This window comes from Photobacterium kagoshimensis, assembly GCF_050337045.1.
Taxonomy (GTDB): Bacteria; Pseudomonadota; Gammaproteobacteria; order Enterobacterales; family Vibrionaceae; genus Photobacterium; species Photobacterium kagoshimensis.
In genome coordinates this window covers 261,393-282,404 of sequence record NZ_JAKJSO010000013.1, presented here as the reverse complement: position 1 = coordinate 282,404, position 21,012 = coordinate 261,393, and the positions used below count along the sequence as shown (strand labels likewise).

Annotated in this window: 19 protein-coding genes; all 19 read left to right on the top strand. The window is 38.9% G+C overall.

Annotated features, from left to right (window positions below; all coding sequences use genetic code 11):
* Window positions 1–22: 22 nt before the first annotated feature.
* The 19 genes from L4C35_RS12130 (at window position 23) to L4C35_RS12040 (ending at window position 21,011) form a co-directional block, all read left to right on the top strand.
* On the top strand, window positions 23–1,204 hold the full coding sequence (locus tag L4C35_RS12130) for an EpsG family protein (protein WP_428463100.1): 1,182 nt from the start codon (window positions 23–25) through the stop codon (window positions 1,202–1,204).
* Window positions 1,197–2,306, top strand: a complete 1,110-nt coding sequence (locus L4C35_RS12125; RefSeq protein ID WP_428463099.1) for a glycosyltransferase family 4 protein — start codon at window positions 1,197–1,199, stop codon at window positions 2,304–2,306. Before L4C35_RS12130 ends, L4C35_RS12125 begins: the two co-directional genes overlap by 8 nt.
* A 10-nt stretch (window positions 2,307–2,316) precedes the next feature.
* On the top strand, window positions 2,317–3,714 hold the full coding sequence (locus L4C35_RS12120) for a lipopolysaccharide biosynthesis protein (RefSeq protein WP_428463098.1): 1,398 nt from the start codon (window positions 2,317–2,319) through the stop codon (window positions 3,712–3,714).
* Window positions 3,715–3,724: 10 nt separating this feature from the next.
* Complete coding sequence (locus L4C35_RS12115) at window positions 3,725–4,837, top strand: glycosyltransferase (protein WP_428463097.1); 1,113 nt, start codon at window positions 3,725–3,727, stop codon at window positions 4,835–4,837.
* A gap of 16 nt (window positions 4,838–4,853) precedes the next feature.
* Window positions 4,854–5,888 carry a polysaccharide biosynthesis protein gene (locus tag L4C35_RS12110; RefSeq protein ID WP_428463096.1) on the top strand — a complete coding sequence of 345 codons (1,035 nt, stop codon included), beginning with the start codon at window positions 4,854–4,856 and terminating at the stop codon, window positions 5,886–5,888.
* Between the two features lies 1 nt (window position 5,889).
* Window positions 5,890–6,993 carry a UDP-2-acetamido-2,6-beta-L-arabino-hexul-4-ose reductase gene (gene wbjC, locus L4C35_RS12105; RefSeq protein WP_428463095.1) on the top strand — a complete coding sequence of 368 codons (1,104 nt, stop codon included), beginning with the start codon at window positions 5,890–5,892 and terminating at the stop codon, window positions 6,991–6,993.
* Window positions 6,994–7,012: 19 nt separating this feature from the next.
* Complete coding sequence (gene wecB / locus L4C35_RS12100; RefSeq protein WP_428463094.1) at window positions 7,013–8,143, top strand: non-hydrolyzing UDP-N-acetylglucosamine 2-epimerase; 1,131 nt, start codon at window positions 7,013–7,015, stop codon at window positions 8,141–8,143.
* A 1-nt stretch (window position 8,144) separates the two neighbouring features.
* On the top strand, window positions 8,145–9,362 hold the full coding sequence (locus tag L4C35_RS12095) for a glycosyltransferase family 4 protein (RefSeq protein ID WP_428463093.1): 1,218 nt from the start codon (window positions 8,145–8,147) through the stop codon (window positions 9,360–9,362).
* Complete coding sequence (locus L4C35_RS12090; RefSeq protein ID WP_428463092.1) at window positions 9,359–10,279, top strand: NAD-dependent epimerase/dehydratase family protein; 921 nt, start codon at window positions 9,359–9,361, stop codon at window positions 10,277–10,279. The genes L4C35_RS12095 and L4C35_RS12090 overlap by 4 nt, the downstream gene beginning before the upstream one ends.
* A 2-nt stretch (window positions 10,280–10,281) precedes the next feature.
* Entirely contained in the window at window positions 10,282–10,833 is a 552-nt protein-coding gene (locus L4C35_RS12085) for a sugar transferase (protein WP_428463091.1), read from the top strand.
* 54 nt (window positions 10,834–10,887) lie between these two features.
* Complete coding sequence (locus L4C35_RS12080; RefSeq protein WP_428463090.1) at window positions 10,888–12,852, top strand: polysaccharide biosynthesis protein; 1,965 nt, start codon at window positions 10,888–10,890, stop codon at window positions 12,850–12,852.
* A gap of 94 nt (window positions 12,853–12,946) precedes the next feature.
* Window positions 12,947–14,137, top strand: a complete 1,191-nt coding sequence (locus tag L4C35_RS12075) for a UDP-N-acetylglucosamine 4,6-dehydratase (protein WP_428463089.1) — start codon at window positions 12,947–12,949, stop codon at window positions 14,135–14,137.
* A gap of 62 nt (window positions 14,138–14,199) precedes the next feature.
* Window positions 14,200–15,396: a LegC family aminotransferase gene (locus L4C35_RS12070; protein ID WP_428463088.1), complete on the top strand. Its 1,197-nt coding sequence runs from the start codon at window positions 14,200–14,202 to the stop codon at window positions 15,394–15,396.
* Window positions 15,393–16,559 (top strand): UDP-N-acetylglucosamine 2-epimerase, encoded by a 1,167-nt coding sequence (gene neuC, locus L4C35_RS12065; protein ID WP_428463087.1) that lies wholly within the window; start codon window positions 15,393–15,395, stop codon window positions 16,557–16,559. Before L4C35_RS12070 ends, neuC begins: the two co-directional genes overlap by 4 nt.
* Window positions 16,552–17,562, top strand: a complete 1,011-nt coding sequence (gene neuB, locus L4C35_RS12060) for an N-acetylneuraminate synthase (RefSeq protein WP_428463124.1) — start codon at window positions 16,552–16,554, stop codon at window positions 17,560–17,562. The genes neuC and neuB overlap by 8 nt, the downstream gene beginning before the upstream one ends.
* Window position 17,563: 1 nt before the next feature.
* Window positions 17,564–18,505, top strand: a complete 942-nt coding sequence (locus L4C35_RS12055; RefSeq protein ID WP_428463086.1) for an ATP-grasp domain-containing protein — start codon at window positions 17,564–17,566, stop codon at window positions 18,503–18,505.
* Window positions 18,495–19,211 (top strand): HAD family hydrolase, encoded by a 717-nt coding sequence (locus L4C35_RS12050; protein ID WP_428463085.1) that lies wholly within the window; start codon window positions 18,495–18,497, stop codon window positions 19,209–19,211. The genes L4C35_RS12055 and L4C35_RS12050 overlap by 11 nt, the downstream gene beginning before the upstream one ends.
* The gene (locus L4C35_RS12045; RefSeq protein ID WP_428463084.1) at window positions 19,180–20,253 is read left to right on the top strand and encodes a nucleotidyltransferase family protein; all 1,074 of its coding nucleotides are present in this window, start codon (window positions 19,180–19,182) and stop codon (window positions 20,251–20,253) included. Before L4C35_RS12050 ends, L4C35_RS12045 begins: the two co-directional genes overlap by 32 nt.
* On the top strand, window positions 20,253–21,011 hold the full coding sequence (locus L4C35_RS12040) for an acylneuraminate cytidylyltransferase family protein (protein WP_428463083.1): 759 nt from the start codon (window positions 20,253–20,255) through the stop codon (window positions 21,009–21,011). The genes L4C35_RS12045 and L4C35_RS12040 overlap by 1 nt, the downstream gene beginning before the upstream one ends.
* The last annotated feature ends 1 nt before the right edge of the window (window position 21,012 follow it).

Sequence of the window (21,012 nt, the reverse complement as noted above, 5' to 3'; positions counted from 1 at the left end):
CCTGGCTATGTAAGGTGCTGCAGTGTTAAATTTATTACTTGTTCTGATTTCACCTATAGTTTTAATTAGAGTGTTAGTGTTATCAGGATTGACAAACTTGAAAGAGTTTCGACCAGTATCAATTGCTATTTCTATTTATACTATCTTCTTTCTTTCGATGGTTATTCCAGAAAGAAACTTGCTGATGACTGACTCTGGGTTAGGTAATGATATTGTTCACTATTTCTTGGCCTTTAACGATATACTGGAATTAAAAAAGTTTTCATATAGTAATGTCATGCAGATAGCCAGTAGCCAAACAGGTAGCTGGGAGCCTATATATTGGGTGGGAGTTTATGTTATATCTCTATTTGCCTCCACGCCTCAAGAAATATGGTCAGTGTTGATTTTTATTTCATTAGGACTATATAGTATAGCTATATGGAGAATATGCCCTGAGTTTCTCTTAGTTGCTCTTTGTGTATATGTGTCAACGATAACTTTTTTTGTATTAACAATGACAATTATTCGTCAATTGTTAGCATTTAGCTTTATATTTCTTTGTTTAAGTCAGTACAAGTGTACAGTTAAATTTTATCTCTTTCTTGGCTTAGGTTGCCTAAGTCATGGAACGGTACTACTAATAGCTCCTTTTTTAATAATATCTAAACTCGCATCAAGTGATCCAGAGTTTGATTTTAATGCGTTTTTAAGGAGAATTATAGCGTTATCTTTTTTTGTACTGATAACGATCAAGGTTTTGTCTCCTTTTATTGTTAAAGTTTTGAGTTTTGTTAGCCCGATAATTTCTGCAAAGTTTAGCTATTATTTAAGCCCTCCTCCTGGTGGAAACTTAAGCTCCCTTGTACAGTTAACGGTAGAGTCAGCGTTTTTTTCTGCTTACTTATATCGATATAGAAGCCTGATTCCTGATTTTATAAAAGCATCCTTTGTGTCAGTTCTAGCCTTGTCCTTCCTCCTTCTACTTGGTACGGACTTAGGTTTTAGAGTATATAGGGTAATGTATGTTATATATATAGTGGCATTTGCTTTTCACTATCGAAATATACTTGTTTTTATTGAACGCTATAAACTCTCATTGTTTTTAACGATCTCTAGTCTATTTTGGTTTCTTTATTTATTCTCAACTCGTTATAATATTTTTTATTTTGATAGTTCAATAACGAGTTTTATCTCTTTTAGTAGTTTGATTGGTTATGATTAATAAAATATGTTTTGCTTTAAATAATGCTTCTGGTCGAGGTGGTATAGAGCGTGTTTCTGTTACATTGTCGAATAAGCTAAAGTCTTTGCATAATTTCGATGTTTCAATATTAAGTCTTTATAAAACATATGATGAAGAAGTATTTAAATCAGAGGGTGTTAAAGTTGAGTACTTGAATCACAGTCATGAAGTTAGTATGTATAATCGAAAGTTAAATGCATTTAAAGGTATTATTTTTGACCTTAATTATATAAGGAAAAAAGCGCCTGGTTTTAGGCGTTATATAAGAGACAATAAAATTGACACCATTATTTGTAGTGATATTAAAATGGTTATTTTAGCATTGTTTTCCACTGTTGGTATCAAAACTAAGGTTATTGCAATTGAGCACTTTGAATACGATGTCCCTCATCCAATATTAAAGTGGGTAAGAAGTAAAATTTATAATAAAATTGATGCACTTGTTATTTTAACAAATGAAGATAGACATCTTTATCACTGGATGGATAGTGATAAATTATTTACTATTCCGAATATTGTTGAAGCAAAAACGATGCAAAAAAACACTAGAAAGAAAGTTGCTATTGCTGTCGGTAGACTATGCGAGCAAAAGGGCTTCGATTTATTAATAGATGCTTGGCATCGTTCTACTGCTTTAAAAGCTGGTTGGAAACTAGAAATTTACGGAGAAGGTGAGGATAAAGATTATCTTAATAAGATAATAGAGGATAATCGTATTGAAAATATTACATTGATGCCTTATGCTAAAAATATAGATAGCGTGTATAATTCTGCAGAAATGTTTATTTTATCATCAAGGTATGAAGGGCTAGGAATGGTTTTGATTGAAGCACTTGCTCATTCTCTCCCTTGTATTAGCTTTGATTGCCCTGCAGGGCCAAAAACAATCATTACTCATGAAGAAAATGGATTATTAGTTCCTGTTGGTGATGTAGCTAAGCTAGCTAAGGCTATAGATTTACTTATCAATACCGATGAGCTTCGTAGTAAATTTATAAATAATGCGAGTAATTCAATTGATGCTTATAGTGAGAATTCTGTTACTGAAAAGTGGATGAATTTATTTCGTTTGATTGATTGATGAGATGCTTGTGAATATAAAAAATAAAGCTTTATCTGATTTTATTAATTACTTTTTTTCTGAAATGCTAGTGAGAGGTTTTCTTTTTGTATCTTTACCGTTGTTGACGATTATATTGACACCGGAAGATTATGGTAAATTATCGCTAATACAATCAGCTATCACGATCATGTATGTTTTCTTGGGGTTGAATTTGCAAAACTCAGTCTTTAATACATACATGAAAAGCCCCGTTGGATTTGGTAGCTTTCTTTTTTCTAACTTGGTTGCAATATCTGTTTTCCAGTTAATAGCTTTGTTATTAGCACCTCTTTATATTGACAGCTTAGGAGAGGTTTTTGGTTTAACGAGCTATGACATGGTACTTGTTATTGTAATATCATGTATGTTGACATATTTATACTCATACACTATCTATTTGCAAGCGTCAGTTCAAAGCAAAAAGTATGCCAAGTATAACATTACAATAAAGTTAGTTGAAGTTCTGTTTATATTTGTTTTTGCTCTTCTGTTAACGTCAGAACAGTATTTGTCAAAGGCATATGCACAAATAGTAATTACTGGAGTCGCTCTTGTTTTTGTTTTTAAACGCCTTTCAAAAATAATTGAGATTAAGTTTTCGATTAAATATGTTTTATCATCAATAGCATTTTCAGTGCCACTAATACCACATGTATTATCAAATAGTCTTTTAACGCAAGTTGATCGGTTTATTCTGAATCATAATATTAATGCAACTGCAGTTGGACTTTATTCTTTTGGCTATAATTTGTCTTTGATTTTACTTGTTATCGTGATGGCCTGGAATTCTTCATGGCAGCCTAGAATGTATAAGTTACTTGATGATAATAATACAAAGGAGATAAAACAAACTATTATTAAAGTGGCAAATTTTATAATTGCAATATCATCACTCGTTATTCTATTTGGAAGTGAGGTGATTGTTGTGTTTTTTTCTGACTCTTATTCTAGTTCTGCGACAATTTTCCCAGTTTTAGTTATGGCTAATACATTGACCTATCTAACTGTTACTTTTTCAAATTTTATCTTTTATATGAAAAAGTCGATATTTATATCGTTGTCAACCTTGACTGCTCTAATTGTTAATGTTTATTTGAATGTTAAGTTTATACCTATTTGGGGGGTTGAAGCGGCAGCTTGGTCTACATTGGTATCATATGTTTTATTATCTGTGATGTATTATATGGCAGCAAAAAAATCATGTGCGGAAGTACCCGTGGGACTTATTTTTATTTTCAAATTTATTGGCATGTTATTAGGCGTATACTACTTCAATTACTATATTGTAAGTCATTTTGATCTTTTATTAGCTTTAGTGATTAAGTTATTTGTTGTTGTTTTATTTATGGTTTTAACTTATGTGCGTATATTAAAAACTCGCAGTTAGAGAGGTCGTTTTGAAAGTAGTTGTTAATGCAGCAAATCTACACGCTGGCGGTGGTGTTCAAGTAGCCGCTTCATTTATTGAAGAGCTAGCGGGGTTGATCCTAGGTAGGCAAATAGATAGTAATTTGAAAATTTCAGTTATATACTCAAATACTGTAAGAGAAAGTATTTCAGATATGAGTGTTTTCAATCATTTTGAGTCATCACTCTGCTATGATATCTTCGGACTTAAAAAACCGGGAAGAGAGTTTTTTGATTTCATTTCGAATTCAGAGGCTGTATTTACTGTCTTTGGGCCTGTTTATTATAAATTGCCAACGCAAAAACATGTGTGTGGTTTTGCACAGCCTTGGATAGCGTACCCGCATAATTCTGCGTATAGTAAGCTTTCTCTGATAGATAAACTCAAGACTAAATTGAAATTTGAGTTGCAGTGGATGTTTTTTAAAAATAGCGATCATTTGGTCGTTGAGCAAGAGCATGTTAAGAATGCTTTAATTAGCAACCGTGGTTTTAGCGACAATTTAATATCTGTTGTTGAAAATTGTGTTTCTTCTCAATATATAGACTCTGATGAAAGAGAGTATTCATGTGTTGATATTTCTTCTAAAGTTCGCCTCGGAGTTATGGGGCGAGCGTATATGCATAAGAATATCGACATTCTTCCTGAAGTAGCCAATATTTTGAAAGAAAAATATCTGCTTGATGTTGAGTTTATATTCACTCTAACTACTCAAGAAATGAATCTAAATGGATTTGAACGCTTATCTGGTTTTTCGACAGTTGGTTCTTTAAATGTTACTGAATGCCTAACTTTTTACCGTGGTTTAGATGGTATTGTGTTTCCGAGTTTGTTGGAATGTTATTCGGCAACCCCTGTAGAGGCGATGGCGATGAAACTTCCTGTTTTCGTATCTGATAGGGCGTTTGTTAAGAATGTATGTAAAGAGTTCGCTTTCTATTTTGACCCTCTAGATCCACAGTCAATAGCGAAAGTTATTTTTGAAGGGTTATCAAATTCGAATTTACTTAAGTATAATGTCGATAATGCTTATCTACATGTTAGATCATTACCAACAGCGAAAGATAGGGCTGAGCAGTATGTTAAGCTTTTAACTAATTGAAAATAAAGAATTTTTTATGTTTAAAAATAAAGTTTTACTTATCACAGGTGGTACAGGTTCTTTTGGCAATGCTGTACTTGACCGTTTTTTAGATACTGATATTAAAGAGATCCGTATCTTTTCTCGTGATGAGAAGAAGCAAGATGACATGCGCAAGAAGTATAATAATGCAAAGCTAAAGTTCTACATTGGTGATGTGCGTGATTATAACTCGATTTTATCAGCCACTCGTGGTGTGGATTTTGTCTACCATGCCGCTGCTCTTAAACAAGTACCGTCATGTGAATTTCATCCCATGGAAGCGGTTAAAACAAATGTTTTAGGTACGGAAAATGTCTTAGAGGCATGTATTGCCAATGAAGTGTCTAGAGTGGTTTGTTTAAGTACTGATAAAGCTGTATACCCGATTAATGCAATGGGGATATCAAAAGCCATGATGGAAAAGGTAATTGTGGCTAAATCTCGTAATGTTGACCCAGATAAAACGGTTATTTGCGCAACACGTTACGGTAACGTTATGGCGTCTCGTGGCTCTGTGATCCCTCTTTTTGTTGACTTAATTAAAGCAAATAAACCGCTTACAATTACCGATCCAAACATGACTCGCTTCATGATGACGCTGGGCGATGCGGTAGATTTGGTTTTATATGCTTTCGAACATGGTAAAAATGGCGATATTTTTGTACAAAAAGCGCCAGCAGCAACGATTGAAGTGCTAGCTAAAGCATTAACAGAGCTATTGGGCGTACCTGATCATTCTATTAATGTAATTGGTACTCGTCATGGTGAAAAGTTATACGAGGCATTATTAAGCCGGGAAGAGATGGTCGCAGCTATCGATCATGGTGATTATTTCCAAGTGCCACCTGATTTACGAGATTTAAACTACGGAAAATTTGTGGAAGATGGCGATGAGCGCATTTCGGAAATAGAAGATTACAATTCCCACAATACAGAGCGTCTTGATGTAGAGGGAATGAAAAATTTACTGTTAAAATTAAACTTTATTCGCGCAATCTGTGCGGGTGAAGAATACAACTTGGATGCGTAATATGAACATTGTTGTTACTGGAGCTAATGGCTTTATCGGTAAAAACCTATGTTTGATGTTAACTGAGCAAGGTTATACCGATCTTGTTAAGGTTGATATTGAAACAAGCCGCAGTCAATTAGCTTGTTACCTCCAAGATGCAGATTTTGTTTTTCATTTGGCTGGTGTTAATCGTCCTAAAAATGAGGCTGAATTTAAAGAAGGTAATGCGGATCTAACTGATTTTATTGTTGCTCAACTACAACAAGCCGGAAATCAGGCACCGATCATGATCAGCTCTTCGATTCAAGTTGACCGTGATAATCCTTATGGTGTAAGTAAAGCACAAGCTGAAAAGGCAGTTGAGTTGTATGGTCAGGCCACTGGTGCGAGTCATTACATTTACCGTTTTCCAAACGTTTTTGGTAAGTGGTGTCGACCTAATTATAATTCGTTTGTAGCAACGTTTTGCCATAATATAGCGAATGACATAGCAATTAATATCCATGACCCTTCTGCATCTGTTGATCTTGTATATATCGATGATGTGTGTCTTGAATTAATCAGTCTACTTACTAAATCGCGAGAGTCTGGTATACAAAGAGTCTACCCTGAGTACTCGACAACTGTTGGTGAAGTGGCGGATTTATTACGACAATTTAAATCCAGTCGAGATTCTTTGATTACCGAAAATGTGGGTTCTGGATTTGCGCGAGCTCTTTATTCTACGTATTTGAGCTATTTTACACCATCGCAATTTAGTTATCACGTACCGAGTTATGGTGATGAACGAGGTGTTTTTTGTGAAATGTTGAAAACGAAAGATGCAGGGCAGTTTTCGTTTTTTACAGCCCATCCAGGGATTACTCGTGGTGGTCATTACCATCACACCAAAAATGAGAAGTTTTTAGTGATCAAAGGGCGCGCATTGTTCAAATTTGAACATGTAGTAACAGGTGAGTGTTATAGCTTAGAAGTGAATTCCTTACACCCTCAGATTGTTGAAACAGTACCTGGTTGGTCTCATGACATCACAAATACTGGTGAGGATGAGCTCATCGTTATGCTGTGGGCGAATGAAGTATTTGATAGAAATGCACCGGATACTATTGCAAAGCCACTTTAAGATTAATGAGTAAAAAATAATGAATAAAATGAAAGTGATGTCTGTTGTAGGCACTCGACCTGAAATCATTCGTCTTTCTCGTGTGCTTGCTAAGTTAGATGAACATTGCGAGCATATCATTGTTCACACTGGTCAGAACTATGATTATGAGCTTAATGAAGTTTTTTTTAGTGATTTAGGTGTTCGTAAACCTGATTACTTTTTAAATGCTGCGGGCAAAAATGCGGCAGAGACAATTGGGCAGGTGATTATTAAGGTTGATCAAGTATTAGAAGAAGTTCAACCTGAAGCTATGTTGGTATTAGGTGATACAAATTCTTGTATTTCTGCACTACCAGCTAAGCGTCGTAAAGTGCCAATTTTCCATATGGAGGCAGGTAACCGCTGTTTTGACCAGCGTGTACCAGAAGAAACTAACCGTAGAATTGTCGATCATACGGCTGATATTAATCTTACTTATAGCTCTATCGCTCGAGATTATTTATTGGCGGAAGGTTTACCTGCAGATCGTGTTATTAAAACGGGTAGCCCTATGTTTGAGGTGCTTAACCACTACATGCCACAGATTGATAAGTCGGACGTTCTTACGCGACTTGGTTTAGATAAAGGGCGTTTTTTCGTAGTCAGTGCGCATCGAGAAGAGAATGTTGACTCACCAAATCAGCTTGCAAAATTAGCAGAAACGTTGAATACAGTCGCTGAACATTACGATTTACCTGTAATTGTTTCAACGCATCCACGTACGCGTAATCGTATCGAATCTCAAGGATTGGTTTTTCACAAGAATATTCAATTACTTAAGCCTCTTGGATTTCATGATTACAATCATCTACAGAAAAACGCTAAAGCAGTTCTATCTGATAGTGGCACTATCAATGAAGAATCATCCATTATGAACTTCCCGGCGTTGAATATGCGTGAAGCCCATGAGCGTCCAGAAGGAATGGAAGAGGCTTCTGTCATGATGGTTGGCTTAGGTGTTGAACGAGTGATGCAAGCACTTCAAATTATTAGCTCACAGCCCTGTGGCGAAGAACGCTTATTACGTCAAGTTTATGACTACTCAATGCCAAATGTATCGGCGAAAGTTGTGCGTATTATTCACTCGTACACAGACTATGTGAAGCGGGTTGTTTGGAAAGAGTATTAAAGTGAAAAAGAAGAAAGTTTTAGTTATAGCCGAGTATATTGGAGAGAATCATAATTCAACTGCTTATTATTGGTCTCAAATTGTTAAGCATTTGCACGAAACTTTTGATGTGATTCTCATCACGCCAGATACGGAGCATTCAAGGGGCTTTTCAGAAAAATACTGCGTACCAACGCAGTATATTCAATTTGTTCAACACAATAAGAATAAACTTATTACTAGGTTGCTAGGTCAAATTAAGCAAACTAACATTTTTTATTGCTCTATTCGTCAACATATTGATGAAGTAGATCTGGTTTTCTCTGGAACCAACCCGATAGTGACTATGTTTGCTATGGCTTTGATGAAATTGAAAAAAAATTTTAAGTGGTTAGTTTTAGTCCATGACATATTTCCTAATAATTTAGTGCCAGCGAAGGTACTTCGAAGCTCGAGTTTACTGTATCGACTGCTGACTTACTTTTCAAAAAAAGTATACTCTGCGCCTGACCATTTGATCTGTATTGGCCGAGATATGAAAACCTTACTGAAAGGTAAGGTTGGGCAAGACACCAAAATTACATTTGTGCCTAATTGGGCTTCAACTAGTGTGATTACACCGCAACTAAAGGCCGAAAATGAGCTGATTTCATCGTTGGATTGGCAAGATAATATTGTTTTTCAGTTTTTTGGTAATATGGGGCGACTTCAAGGTGTACCTAACCTGTTAAAAGCAATTGAATTGACAGGGCATAAGAATGCTAGGTTTTTGTTTATTGGTTGTGGCTCAGAGAGTAATGCTGTCGAGCAATTAGCAAAAACTGTGAATGAAAGTCTAGATTATGAACGGGTTAACTACTACGGTCGATTAGACCTCGAAAAGAATAATACGGGCTTGAATGCTTGTGATGTTGCTTTGGTTACACTATCTTCAGACATGGTTGGACTAGGTGTTCCAAGTAAAGCTTATTTTTCGATGGCTGCAAACAAGCCTATTGTATATGTCGGCGATAAGGGGTCTGAATTGGAGTTATTATTGTCAGATTATAAGCTTGGTTGGCACTGCACAAGCGATAATCCAGATGCTCTTGCCGAGTTGTTAGACCGTATCACTGAAGACTTATCAAAGTCTTCTTTTAAGCATGATTTTACTCCACGAAAGGTGCTAGAGGAGTCATTTTCAGAGCAAATGGCTTTGAGTGAAATTTTGAAAGTCGCTGAGGATGTGATTGAATCATGAGTATATTACTTACTGGTAGTACTGGATTTGTAGGTAAATCTCTGGCCTCTACTTATAATGTTCACCGACATGTTGTTCGTAAAGGTGAGCAGCATGATTATGCTTCAATATTTACGGTTAATAGCATAAATAGCGATACGAAATGGGATGGAGCATTTGAGGGTGTTGATGTAGTTATTCATTTGGCTGGCTTAGCTCATTCGAGTAATTTCTCTGATGAAGAATATGAGAGTGTAAATGCGCAAGGAGCCATCTGTTTGGCTAAAGCAGCAGTAATGAATGGTGTAAAGCGCTTTGTCTTTGTTAGCTCAATTGGTGTTAATGGCACATCGACTTCAAGCTCTCCGTTTAATGAAAACTCGCCTCTTTGTCCGCATAACTCATATGCAAGGTCAAAATATAACGCTGAGGTTGGATTAAAAAAGATAGCTAATGAAACGGAACTTGAAGTTGTAATTGTCAGGCCAACATTAGTCTACGGATTAAATGCCCCAGGGAATTTTGGTATGTTAACTAAACTTGTTAACAAATCACCTTTTTTACCTTTTGGTTTGGTAAATAACCGAAGAGATTTCATTGCTGTCCAGAATTTAACTGACTTATTGGTTACTTGTGCTCGACATCCAGATGCAAGTGGGCATACTTTTTTAGCTAGTGATATTGAAACCGTTTCGGTTAAAGAGTTTACTGACGCAATTGCAGAGGGGTTAGGAAAAAAAGTAATTCAGTTACCTATACCGACTAGTCTGATGCGTTTTGCTGGTAAGTTAACCGGGAAATCGGCGATGGTTGAACAATTACTTGGAAACTTAGAAGTTAGTTCTTCAAATGTTAAAGATGTGCTGGGTTGGGTACCTCCAGTTACAATGAAGCAAGCAATGGCAAGTTTATGCTTGCGTGATATTAGGGTGAAATAAAGATGATTCGTTTAATAGATTTTTTAGCAGCTTTTTTTGGACTGATTCTTCTATGGCCTGTATTTTTAATAGTTACTATTATCGGTTTATTTGATACTGGCTCTCCTATTTTTATTCAAACACGAGTAGGAGTGAATAAAAAACCATTTAAATTGATTAAGTTCAGAACCATGAGCATTGATACTAAATCTGTAGCGAGTCATATGGCCGATAGTGCATCAATTACAAAGTTAGGATCTTTTTTACGTAAAACTAAAATTGATGAACTACCTCAGTTGATTAATGTATTACTAGGGGATATGAGTTTAGTTGGCCCTCGCCCTAATTTATTTAATCAGGAAGAACTCATTTCAGAAAGAGAGTCTCTAAAAATCTATGATGTTAGACCTGGTATCACAGGTTTATCTCAGGTCAATACTATTGATATGTCAACACCTAAGTTGTTAGCCGAAACTGACAGGGAAATGATCGATACTTTGACTATTATGTCTTATTTTAAATATATCATTATGACAGTTACTGGTAGTGGAAGTGGCGATAGAGTAAAGAAATAGACTGTTTGTTTCTATTGTTTTCACATCGTCATATTTTTTGTCAGCAAGGGTATTATGAAACGTTTGAATTTAATTTGGGATATGTCTCGTATAAAAAAACGGCTAGTTAGCGTTATTCTTGACTCTATTTTTATTATACTGTCATTCTATTTAGCGTTCTGGGCAAGATTAGGGCACATCTCACCTCTTAGCGATAGTTCAAATCAATATCTTATGGTTATAACCTTGTTTGTAACTTTAGTCGCTTTTACAAAACTTGGCTTATACCGTGCTATTTTAAGGTATTTAACATTTCATGCATTAGCAGTTATTAGTATTGGTACAATTATATCAGCTTCAACTGTAGGTTTATTAGCTTATTATATTGATTCTTTTGTTCCTCGCTCTGTTCCTTTAATTTATGGTTCATTTCTCTGTATATTGTGCGGTGGTTCAAGGCTTTTTGTTCGTGTTTTAATCACGCAGCTAACCGTTAAAGGTAAGGCTAAAGTACTGATTTACGGCACGGGTACTGCAGGTCGTCAATTAGCTTTAGCCTTACGCTCATCTGATGATTATCGGGTGATTTCTTTTCTAGATGAAGATAAAACACTAGAAAATACCATGATTCTTGGTTTAAAGGTTCATAATATTGATGAAGCAAGTCGATTAATATCAAGATATGGCATTTCGAAAATCTTACTGGCGATACCTAGTGCGTCAAACGCAAGAAGAAAGCTTATACTTGATCAGTTAGTCTCAATGCCTGCAGAAGTATTAACCGTACCTGCTATGGCTGATATTGTCTCTGGTGAAGCACAAATTGATCAGTTAAGAGATGTACCTATCGAAGATCTGCTTGGTCGTGATCCTGTCGAGCCTCAACAATCTTTGTTGGAAGCTAACATTAAAGACAAAGTTGTAATGGTAACTGGTGCTGGCGGGTCTATTGGCTCTGAACTCTGTCGCCAGATAATAAAGCAAAAGCCTAAGGTACTTGTCTTATTTGAGCTATCTGAGTTTGGCTTATACCAAATTGATCGAGAGTTAACTCAGTTAAGAGATGAATATGGTATTGAAGCACCTGTAATACCATTGTTGGGTTCAGTGCAAAGATCTCATCGCTTAGTTACTGTTATGAAGTCTTATAATGTTGATACTGTGTATCACGCTGCAGCCTACAAACACGTCCCGCTAGTGGAATATAATGTTATAGAAGGGGTACGTAATAACATTTATGGTACGTACTTCACAGCAAAAGCAGCGATAGAGGCAGGTGTAGAATCTTTTGTTTTGATTTCTACTGATAAAGCTGTACGCCCTACAAACGTTATGGGAACAACTAAGCGGATGGCTGAGTTAGGGTTACAGGCTCTTGCTGAACAAGAAAATAATCGAAAAGGCGGTACACGCTTTTGTATGGTGCGATTTGGTAATGTTTTAGGCTCATCAGGCTCTGTCATTCCTCTGTTTAAGAAGCAAATTGCTGCTGGCGGGCCCCTGACAGTTACTCACCCTGATATCACTCGATACTTTATGACTATACCTGAAGCCGCTCAGCTGGTTATTCAGGCTGGTGCGATGGGTAAAGGTGGTGATGTCTTTGTTTTAGATATGGGGGAGTCAGTAAAGATCACTGACTTAGCGGAAAACCTGATTAAGCTTTCAGGTTTAGAAGTGAAGGATGCTCTAAATCCTCATGGTGACATTGAAATCAAATTTTCTGGGCTTAGACCTGGTGAGAAGCTTTATGAGGAACTTCTTATTGGCGACAATGTAGAGAAAACTGCACACTCTCGAATAATGACAGCCAGTGAAATTCATTTACCATTAGATGAATATAACCAGCTTCTAAATACTCTTGATACAGCTTGTCACAGCATGAAGCATGAAGAGATCAGAGAGTTACTTCTAAGTGCTCCTACAGGCTTTAAGCCATCTGATGGTATCAGTGATCTTGTTTGGAGCGCATGTAACGGCCAAATTCAACAACATGGTGATGTGATTGAATTTGAAAGTCGTAAAAGTAACTTAATTTAAAATAGGTCTAGATTAGCTGCTGACTCAAAGCACTCCACCTCTCTACCCAATTAAGCTAGAATACCCACCTCTAGCTTAATTGGGTACTCTTCACATGCTCTCCCTCATTGGTCGTTCTGCGCCACTTTTTTGTTCTGATTTATATTCTCATCAGCACGCATTAGCCGCTGAGGTTTCGCGATCGCGCTTTTTGGTGCTAGGTGGTGCGGGCTCGATTGGTCAGGCGGTTGTTAAAGAGATTTTTAAGCGTCAACCCAAGGCGTTGCATGTTGTTGATCTTAGCGAGAATAACCTGGTTGAGCTGGTCCGTGATATTCGTAGTTCGTTTGGCTATATAAATGGTGATTTCCAAACCTTTGCCCTTGATATTGGCTCGGTAGAGTTTGATGCGTTTATCTCGCAGCAAGTAAAAGCTGCTGGCTATGATTATGTTCTTAATCTATCAGCACTTAAGCATGTCCGTAGTGAGAAAGACCCGTTTACCCTGATGCGCATGGTCAATGTGAATGTATTTAATACCGATAAAACCGTGCAGCAAGCGACAGAACTTGGTGCTAAAAAGTACTTTTGTGTCTCAACCGATAAAGCGGCTAACCCGGTTAATATGATGGGGGCGTCTAAGCGCATTATGGAAATGTTCTTGATGCGTCGTAGCCAAGATATTGCCATTTCAACTGCCCGTTTTGCCAATGTGGCTTTTTCTGATGGCTCTTTGCTTCATGGTTTTAATCAGCGGATCTTGAAGCAACAGCCCCTTGTTGCCCCTAATGATATTAAACGTTATTTTGTGACACCGCAGGAGTCAGGTGAGCTGTGTTTGATGTCTTGTATCTTTGGTGAAAATCGAGATATTTTCTTTCCAAAATTGAGCGAAGCCCTTCACCTTATTTCGTTTGCTGATATTGCCGTTAAATACCTTGAACAGCGTGGCTTTGAACCTTACCTGTGTGAATCGGAACAACAAGCCCGAGAGTTAGCGAAGATACTGCCTGAGCAAGGAAAATGGCCGTGTTTGTTTACCACTAGTGATACTACGGGTGAAAAAGACTTTGAGGAATTCTACACAGGTGAAGAAGTACTTGATATGGCACGGTTTGATAATTTAGGTGTGATTAAAAACGAGCCTGAGTTCGACCCTGAACTGCTTACTCATTTTGAACACGCTATTACCGAGATGAAAGCTAATCAGTGTTGGAGCAAAGACGAATTAGTTGCGCTTTTTCATCACATGATCCCTGACTTTGGTCATAAAGAAACGGGTAAGTACCTCGACAGCAAAATGTAATGGCGGTGATAAAGAACGATGAAGGCTTTTTATACAGTGCTATTGATAAAAGCGGTATTTAGATGAACGCTATATCCAAAAACACAGCAAGCCAGCGACTGGTTGAATTTGTCCGCGATACTTATCAAACCAATGATTTTGTCCCTCTGCATGCGCCTAGCTTTACTGGCAATGAGAAGCGCTACCTGCTTGATACCATAGATAGCACTTTTGTTTCGAGTGTCGGTCGTTATGTTGATCAGTTTGAGCAACAAATTGAACAATATACTGGCTCGGCTAAAGCGGTTGCGACAGTAAATGGCACTGCCGCTTTGCATGCGGCATTACACCAAGCCGGTGTGCAAGCGGGCGATTTGGTGATAACCCAAGCACTGACGTTTGTGGCCACCTGTAATACTTTGCATCACATGGGCGCTGAGCCTCTGTTTGTCGATGTTAATCGTCAAAGCCTCTCGTTGTGTCCGCAAGCTTTATCTGAGTACTTAACGGATAACGCCGTCTTTGATGCTAGTGGCCTGTGTATTCATCAAGCAACGGGTAAGGTGATTCGAGCCATTTTGCCTATGCATACCTTTGGTCATCCTGCGCAATTAGATGAGCTGATGGCGGTGTGCCTGCAATGGAACTTAATCTTGGTTGAAGATGCCGCTGAAAGTTTAGGCTCATTCTATAAAGGCAAGCATACCGGGACGATTGGTGACTTTGGGGCGCTGAGTTTCAATGGCAATAAGATCATAACGACGGGTGGCGGTGGTATGGTGCTATGTCGTGATGCTCAAGCAGGACAAGGTGTTAAACACCTAACAACAACCGCCAAGGTCGCGCATCCTTATGAGTTCTATCATGATGAAGCTGGCTTTAACTATCGAATGCCGAACTTAAATGCCGCCTTGGGGTGTGCGCAGTTAGAGCAATTGCCAGCCTACCTTGCCGCTAAGCGTCAGTTAGCCATGGCTTACCAAACGCTATTTTCGAGTGATGCTGGTTTGGCGGATTATCAGTTTGTGGTCGAGCCTGAGTATGCCCTGTCTAACTACTGGCTTAATGCGGTTATTTGCCCAAATAGCGAGGCTCGCCAACAACTGCTAGAAGCAACCAATCAACAAGGTGTGATGACCCGCCCTGTGTGGCAACTTATGCATACTTTGCCTATGTATCAGCATTGTTTGCGAGGGGATTTATTGACCTCTGAATGGCTTGCTGATCGCATTGTGAATTTACCAAGTAGTCCGATTTTGAATGAGAAGGTGTTACGGTGAAAATATCCGTAGTAACAAGTACCCGTGCTGATTTTGGGATTTTATTGCCCTTAATTAAAGCGCTAGAAGTCGCCGATTTTGCTGAGTTAACGGTTATTGCAACAGGAAGTCACTTTGACCATTCTCGTGGGTATACTTTTGATGAGATCCATCAAGCAGGCATTGAACGGGTAATCGCATTAGAAGTTGATACTTCTGATACGAGTGATCTCGGCGTTGCTTTAACAGCTAGCGACAGCCTTCAGTTGATGTCAAATGCGTTGAGTGAAAATCGCCCTGATCTTGTTGTCGTTTTGGGTGATCGCTATGAAATATTATCGGTGGCCTTTGCGGCTTTTCTGCAGAAAGTCCCCATTGCTCATATTTCGGGGGGCGATCTAACACTAGGCGCGCTAGATGATAGCATTCGCCATAGTATAACTAAGCTTGCAAGTCTTCACTTTACGACCACAGAAAGTTATAGAAAGCGTGTGATTCAGTTGGGGGAGCAACCAAGTAAAGTTTTCAATGTAGGCAACCTCTGTATTGATAATATCAAAGCCGTTAAACCTGTGACGAAGCGAGAACTTGAATGTTTTTTAGATTTCGATTTATCGGTGTTTCCTCATAATATTCTGGTGACCTTACACCCTGAAACAACACGTTCAGATCAAGATGAGCTTAACCAGATCTTTTTTTCAGCTTTATCTTCGTTAGATGATATTGGCATGATTATCACTTATCCTAACCATGATGCAGGCAGTGAAAGCATCATTACTATGATTGATGCCCTGAAAAAAAATCACCCAGAGCAAGTTTGTGTGCATCAATCGCTAGGAATGGTGCGCTATCACTCTTTATTGAATCATGTTTCTGCCGTTGTCGGTAACTCGTCAAGCGGTGTTACTGAAGTGGCATCTTATGGCATACCTACCGTGGATGTAGGCGATAGGCAAAAAGGACGTGTTCGTGCTGCCTCTGTGATTCAATGCCAATATAAAGAAGCTGAAATTGTTGCAGCAATCACAAGCGCGTTAGATGATTCCTGTCAATTAAACGCGAAGCAAGCCGTTAACCCATATGGTGATGGTGATACGGCTAATAAAATTGTGAACACATTAAAACACGTAGTGCTAACTGAGCTTAAAAAGAAAGAATTCTATGACATCAAATACCATGACTGATCGTGTCTACATTATTGCTGAAGCAGGTGTAAACCATAATGCCAATATGATCTTGGCCAAGCAGATGATCGATGTAGCTAAAGCGTCTGCTGTCGATGCGATTAAATTCCAAATTGCTTTACCAGAGCTGGTCATGACGAGCTGGGCGGGCAAAGCTGAGTATCAAACAGCGAATACCGGCATTCAAGAGTCGCAGCTAGAGATGTGTAAAAAATTGCACCTTTCGCTCGATGATTATCAAGAATTGAAAGACTATTGTGATGCTCTGAATTTAACATTTCTAGCGACGGCTTTTGATGAACCTTCGCTCATGGTACTGAAGCAGCTTGGTGTTGATACTTATAAAATTCCTTCGGGTGAAGTGAATAATTTGCCTTATTTACGAATGCATTGTGATCCAAGTATCAAAATTATCTTATCGACCGGAATGGCAACATTAGTGGAAGTTGAGCAAGCGGTTGACGTGCTGACTCAAGGTGGGGTCGACCGACATAATATTACGGTCTTACATTGTAATACTGAGTATCCAACCCCAATGCACGATGTTAACTTGCGTGCGATGCAAACAATTAACGATTCTCTTGATGTGAAAGTAGGGTATTCCGATCATACCCAAGGGATCGAAGTCGCAATTGCTGCTGTTGCTATGGGGGCATGTTGTGTTGAGAAGCACTTTACGCTTGATCGTAGCTTACCGGGCCCTGATCATATTGCTAGCCTTGAGCCTCATGAACTGACCGCGATGGTTAAGGCCATTCGCAATATTGAAAAAGCGATTGCCGGAACGGGAGTAAAAGCCCCCTCTCTAAGTGAACAGAAAAACATAGAGATAGCCCGCCGCTCTATTGTTGCTTTAAAATCGATTAAAAAAGGTGAACGTCTTACCGCTGCCAATATTACAACCAAGCGTCCAGCTACAGGGTTAAGCCCGATGCGTTGGGATGAAGTTATTAATACTGTCGCGCAGAAAGATTACGCGCTAGATGATTTGATTGAATTATAATATGAAGAAAGTCTTATTATTTCCTAATGTTGGGCGCAGGGTTGAACTGATCAATTGCTTCCGTCAGTTTGCACAATATCATGGTATTGAGTTAACCATTATTGGTACTGATATTACGAGCGATGCCCCAGCATTACATTTTTGTGATCAAACCTATTTATTGCCAAAAGAGCGAAATACCGAGCTTGTTGTAAGATATCAGCAGATTATTGCTCAACATCATGTGGATTCTGTTGTATGTACTATCGATCCTGACTTGATATTTTTTTCTCGTTACCGTTCTGAAATTTCATTGGAATCAACGGTTGATTTGCTGCTATCCAGTGAAGATGTGATTGAAGCGTCTTCGGATAAAAAACTGACGCATGCTTTGTTTGAAACGGCAGGGGTGAATACACCACGCCTCGTTACTCTGCCCACTCACTTTCCTATATTTGCGAAGCCTGTACAAGGAAGCGGCTCTTTTGGGGCTAAGTTACTGACTTGTCAAAGTGAGCTTGATAGCTATTTGGTTGAGTTTGGCGTATACGAGCCAATATTTCAGCAGTATATCGAGGGTAAAGAGTACACCATTGATTGTTTTGTTACCGCTGGTGGATATGTGGCTGTTTCAGCTCGAGAACGATTAAAAGTTCGAGCTGGCGAAGTGAGTGTGAGTAAAACCGTCCAGCATCAGCAATTAGCATTAGAAACGAAAAAGTTACTTTTAAGCCGTGGGTTTTATGGGCCTGTGACGCTACAGGCGATCATCGCTGGCGATGGCACTATCTATTTCATAGAAGTGAACCCTCGTTTTGGTGGCGGTAGTGTATTATCAATTGAAGCGGGACTTCAAAGCCCTCATTACGTGCTACGTGGTACAGAATTGCCATCAACCATCAAAGCCAATTTAAAGATGTTACGCTACGATATGTCTGTATTTGTGGATGAAAATGTTAAATAAGATAGTCATTTTTGATTTAGACGACACTATTTACCCTGAGTCATCTTATAATCTAGCTTGCTACCAAGCGGCTTCTAAGGTGTTTTTAGCAGATTACGGTGTTGATCTTTATTCTGAAATTGAACTACGTTTTAACCAGCGGCAGTATCGAGATTTATTTTCCCGTGCTATCAAAGCGAAAGGGGGAGAGGTTTCAGAAGAGTACATTTTCACTCAATTGGTACAGGCTTATCGCACGCATGCACCTGAACTTAAGCCTTACGACGGCTTCTTATCTTGTATTCTTGAGCTTAAATCTCGTTATCGATTAGCGATTATCACAGATGGTAATAGCAGCATCCAAAGGCAGAAAATTCAAGCGCTGGGTATAGCGCCGTACTTTGATTTTATTCTTTGTAGTTCTGAACTTGGGAAGGGTATCTCGAAGCCAATGGCTCTACCTTATGAGAAGGTGCTCAATTTTTTTGGGGTTTCCCCTCAAGATAGCGTCTATATTGGCGATAACCAAAGTAAAGATTTTATTTATCCCAACCAAGTTGGCATGCATTCTATTCATTTGCTGAATTTGGAAGAAAATAGCAACTTGATTTATTACGATGCGGTAGGTCAGCCAGCTCGGCATCTTTGTTACTCTTATTCATCTTTAATGAAAATATTATCGGAACTTTGGATGCATGATGACTCAGTGGAAGAAAGTACTCGTTAAGCCATCTTGTTCGGTACGTGAAGCCTTGAGTGTTTTAGATAGCACTGGCTTACAGATTGTTATGGTAGTGAATAACAATTCGGAATTACTCGGTGTGATAACCGATGGTGATATTCGACGTGGATTGTTAAAAAATGTTGGCTTAAATGAACCTGTTTCTGTTGTTATGCATACTTCCCCAGTAACGGCTGATGCAAACATGTCCAGGGATGATCTTATTCAGCTAATGGAAACAAGAGGGATTTTGTCAGTTCCTCTTGTGGATAGTAATGGTCAACTTGTTGGGCTGGAAACGCTACAGCACGTACTGAGCAAACCGAAATACCTTAACCCTGTCTTTTTAATGGCCGGGGGCTTTGGCACCCGTTTACAACCGCTCACTAATGCCTGTCCAAAACCACTGCTGAAGGTGGGGGATAAGCCCATCCTTGAAAGTATCTTATTAAGCTTTATTCGCGCTGGTTTTCACCATTTCTATATCTCGACCCATTACCTGCCAGAGATGATCCGCGCCCATTTTGGTGATGGTGAAAAGTGGGGCGTGAGTATCACCTATATTCATGAAGATCAGCCATTGGGTACTGGTGGTGCGTTAGGGTTATTACCCGACAATATTAGTCAGCAGCCGTTGATCATGATGAATGGTGATATCATGACAAACCTTGATTTTGAAAAGTTGCTCGATTTCCACCAATCGCAATCAGCCGATGTCACCATGTGTGTGCGTGATTATGAATATCAAATTCCATTTGGGGTGATTGATTGTGCTAACAGCGATAGCAGTGGCAGTGTGATCACCGCATTAAGCGAAAAACCCGCCCACAAAGTGAAAGTGAATACCGGGATTTATGTGCTTAACCATGATGTGGTACGCCAAATCGCCCCCAATCAACGGATTGATATCACAACTGTATTTGAGCAAGTCATTGCCCGTGGTGGAAAAGCGGTTCCCTATGAAATCAGCGAGTACTGGCTTGATATCGGTCGCATCGATGATTACCGTCGTGCTCAAGCGGATATGTTAGAGCTGGGTATATTCTAATGTCGACTCACGCTAAAAGCCGTTCTGTAAGAGCAACAAACCTTATCAAAACTAACATCAATAAGCCTATCGCCATTATTCCTGCGCGGGGGGGCAGTAAACGCTTACCTCGGAAAAATGTGTTGCCGCTAGCGGGGAAACCATTAATCGCATGGACAATTGAAGCTGCGTTAGAGAGTGGTATTTTTGAGCGCGTGGTAGTGAATACCGACGATCAAGAAATAGCCGCTATTGCCATACACTATGGGGCTGAAGTGCCTTATCTTCGCCCAGCAGAATTAGCTTCAGATACGGCAACCACGATGGCGGTCTTACAGCATCAGCTACAATATTTTGTCGCCAAAGGAGAAGCTTATCGCGATCTGGTATTACTGCAACCCACGTCGCCATTACGTACCAGCCAAGATATTTGTCAAGCTTGGGCGCTATACTGTCATAACACGGTTGAAAGTGTGGTATCGGTGACCGAGGTCGAACATCCGATCCAGTGGACCTATAAAGCGAATGATGATCTTATGCTAAGTCCTATGTTTGCGGATAGCTTAAAACGTAGCCAAGACTGTGAGCAACACTATCGACTTAATGGTGCCATTTATATTACTTCGGCTGATAATATTTTAAATAAAGAGTGTCTTATTCATCCGTCGGCGAATATGGGATATATCATGCCAAGCCAGAGATCGCAGGATATTGATGTGGAGTTAGACTTTGTTATCGCTCAATCAATTCTGACGCATTACGCAAAATCGACGGATTAAT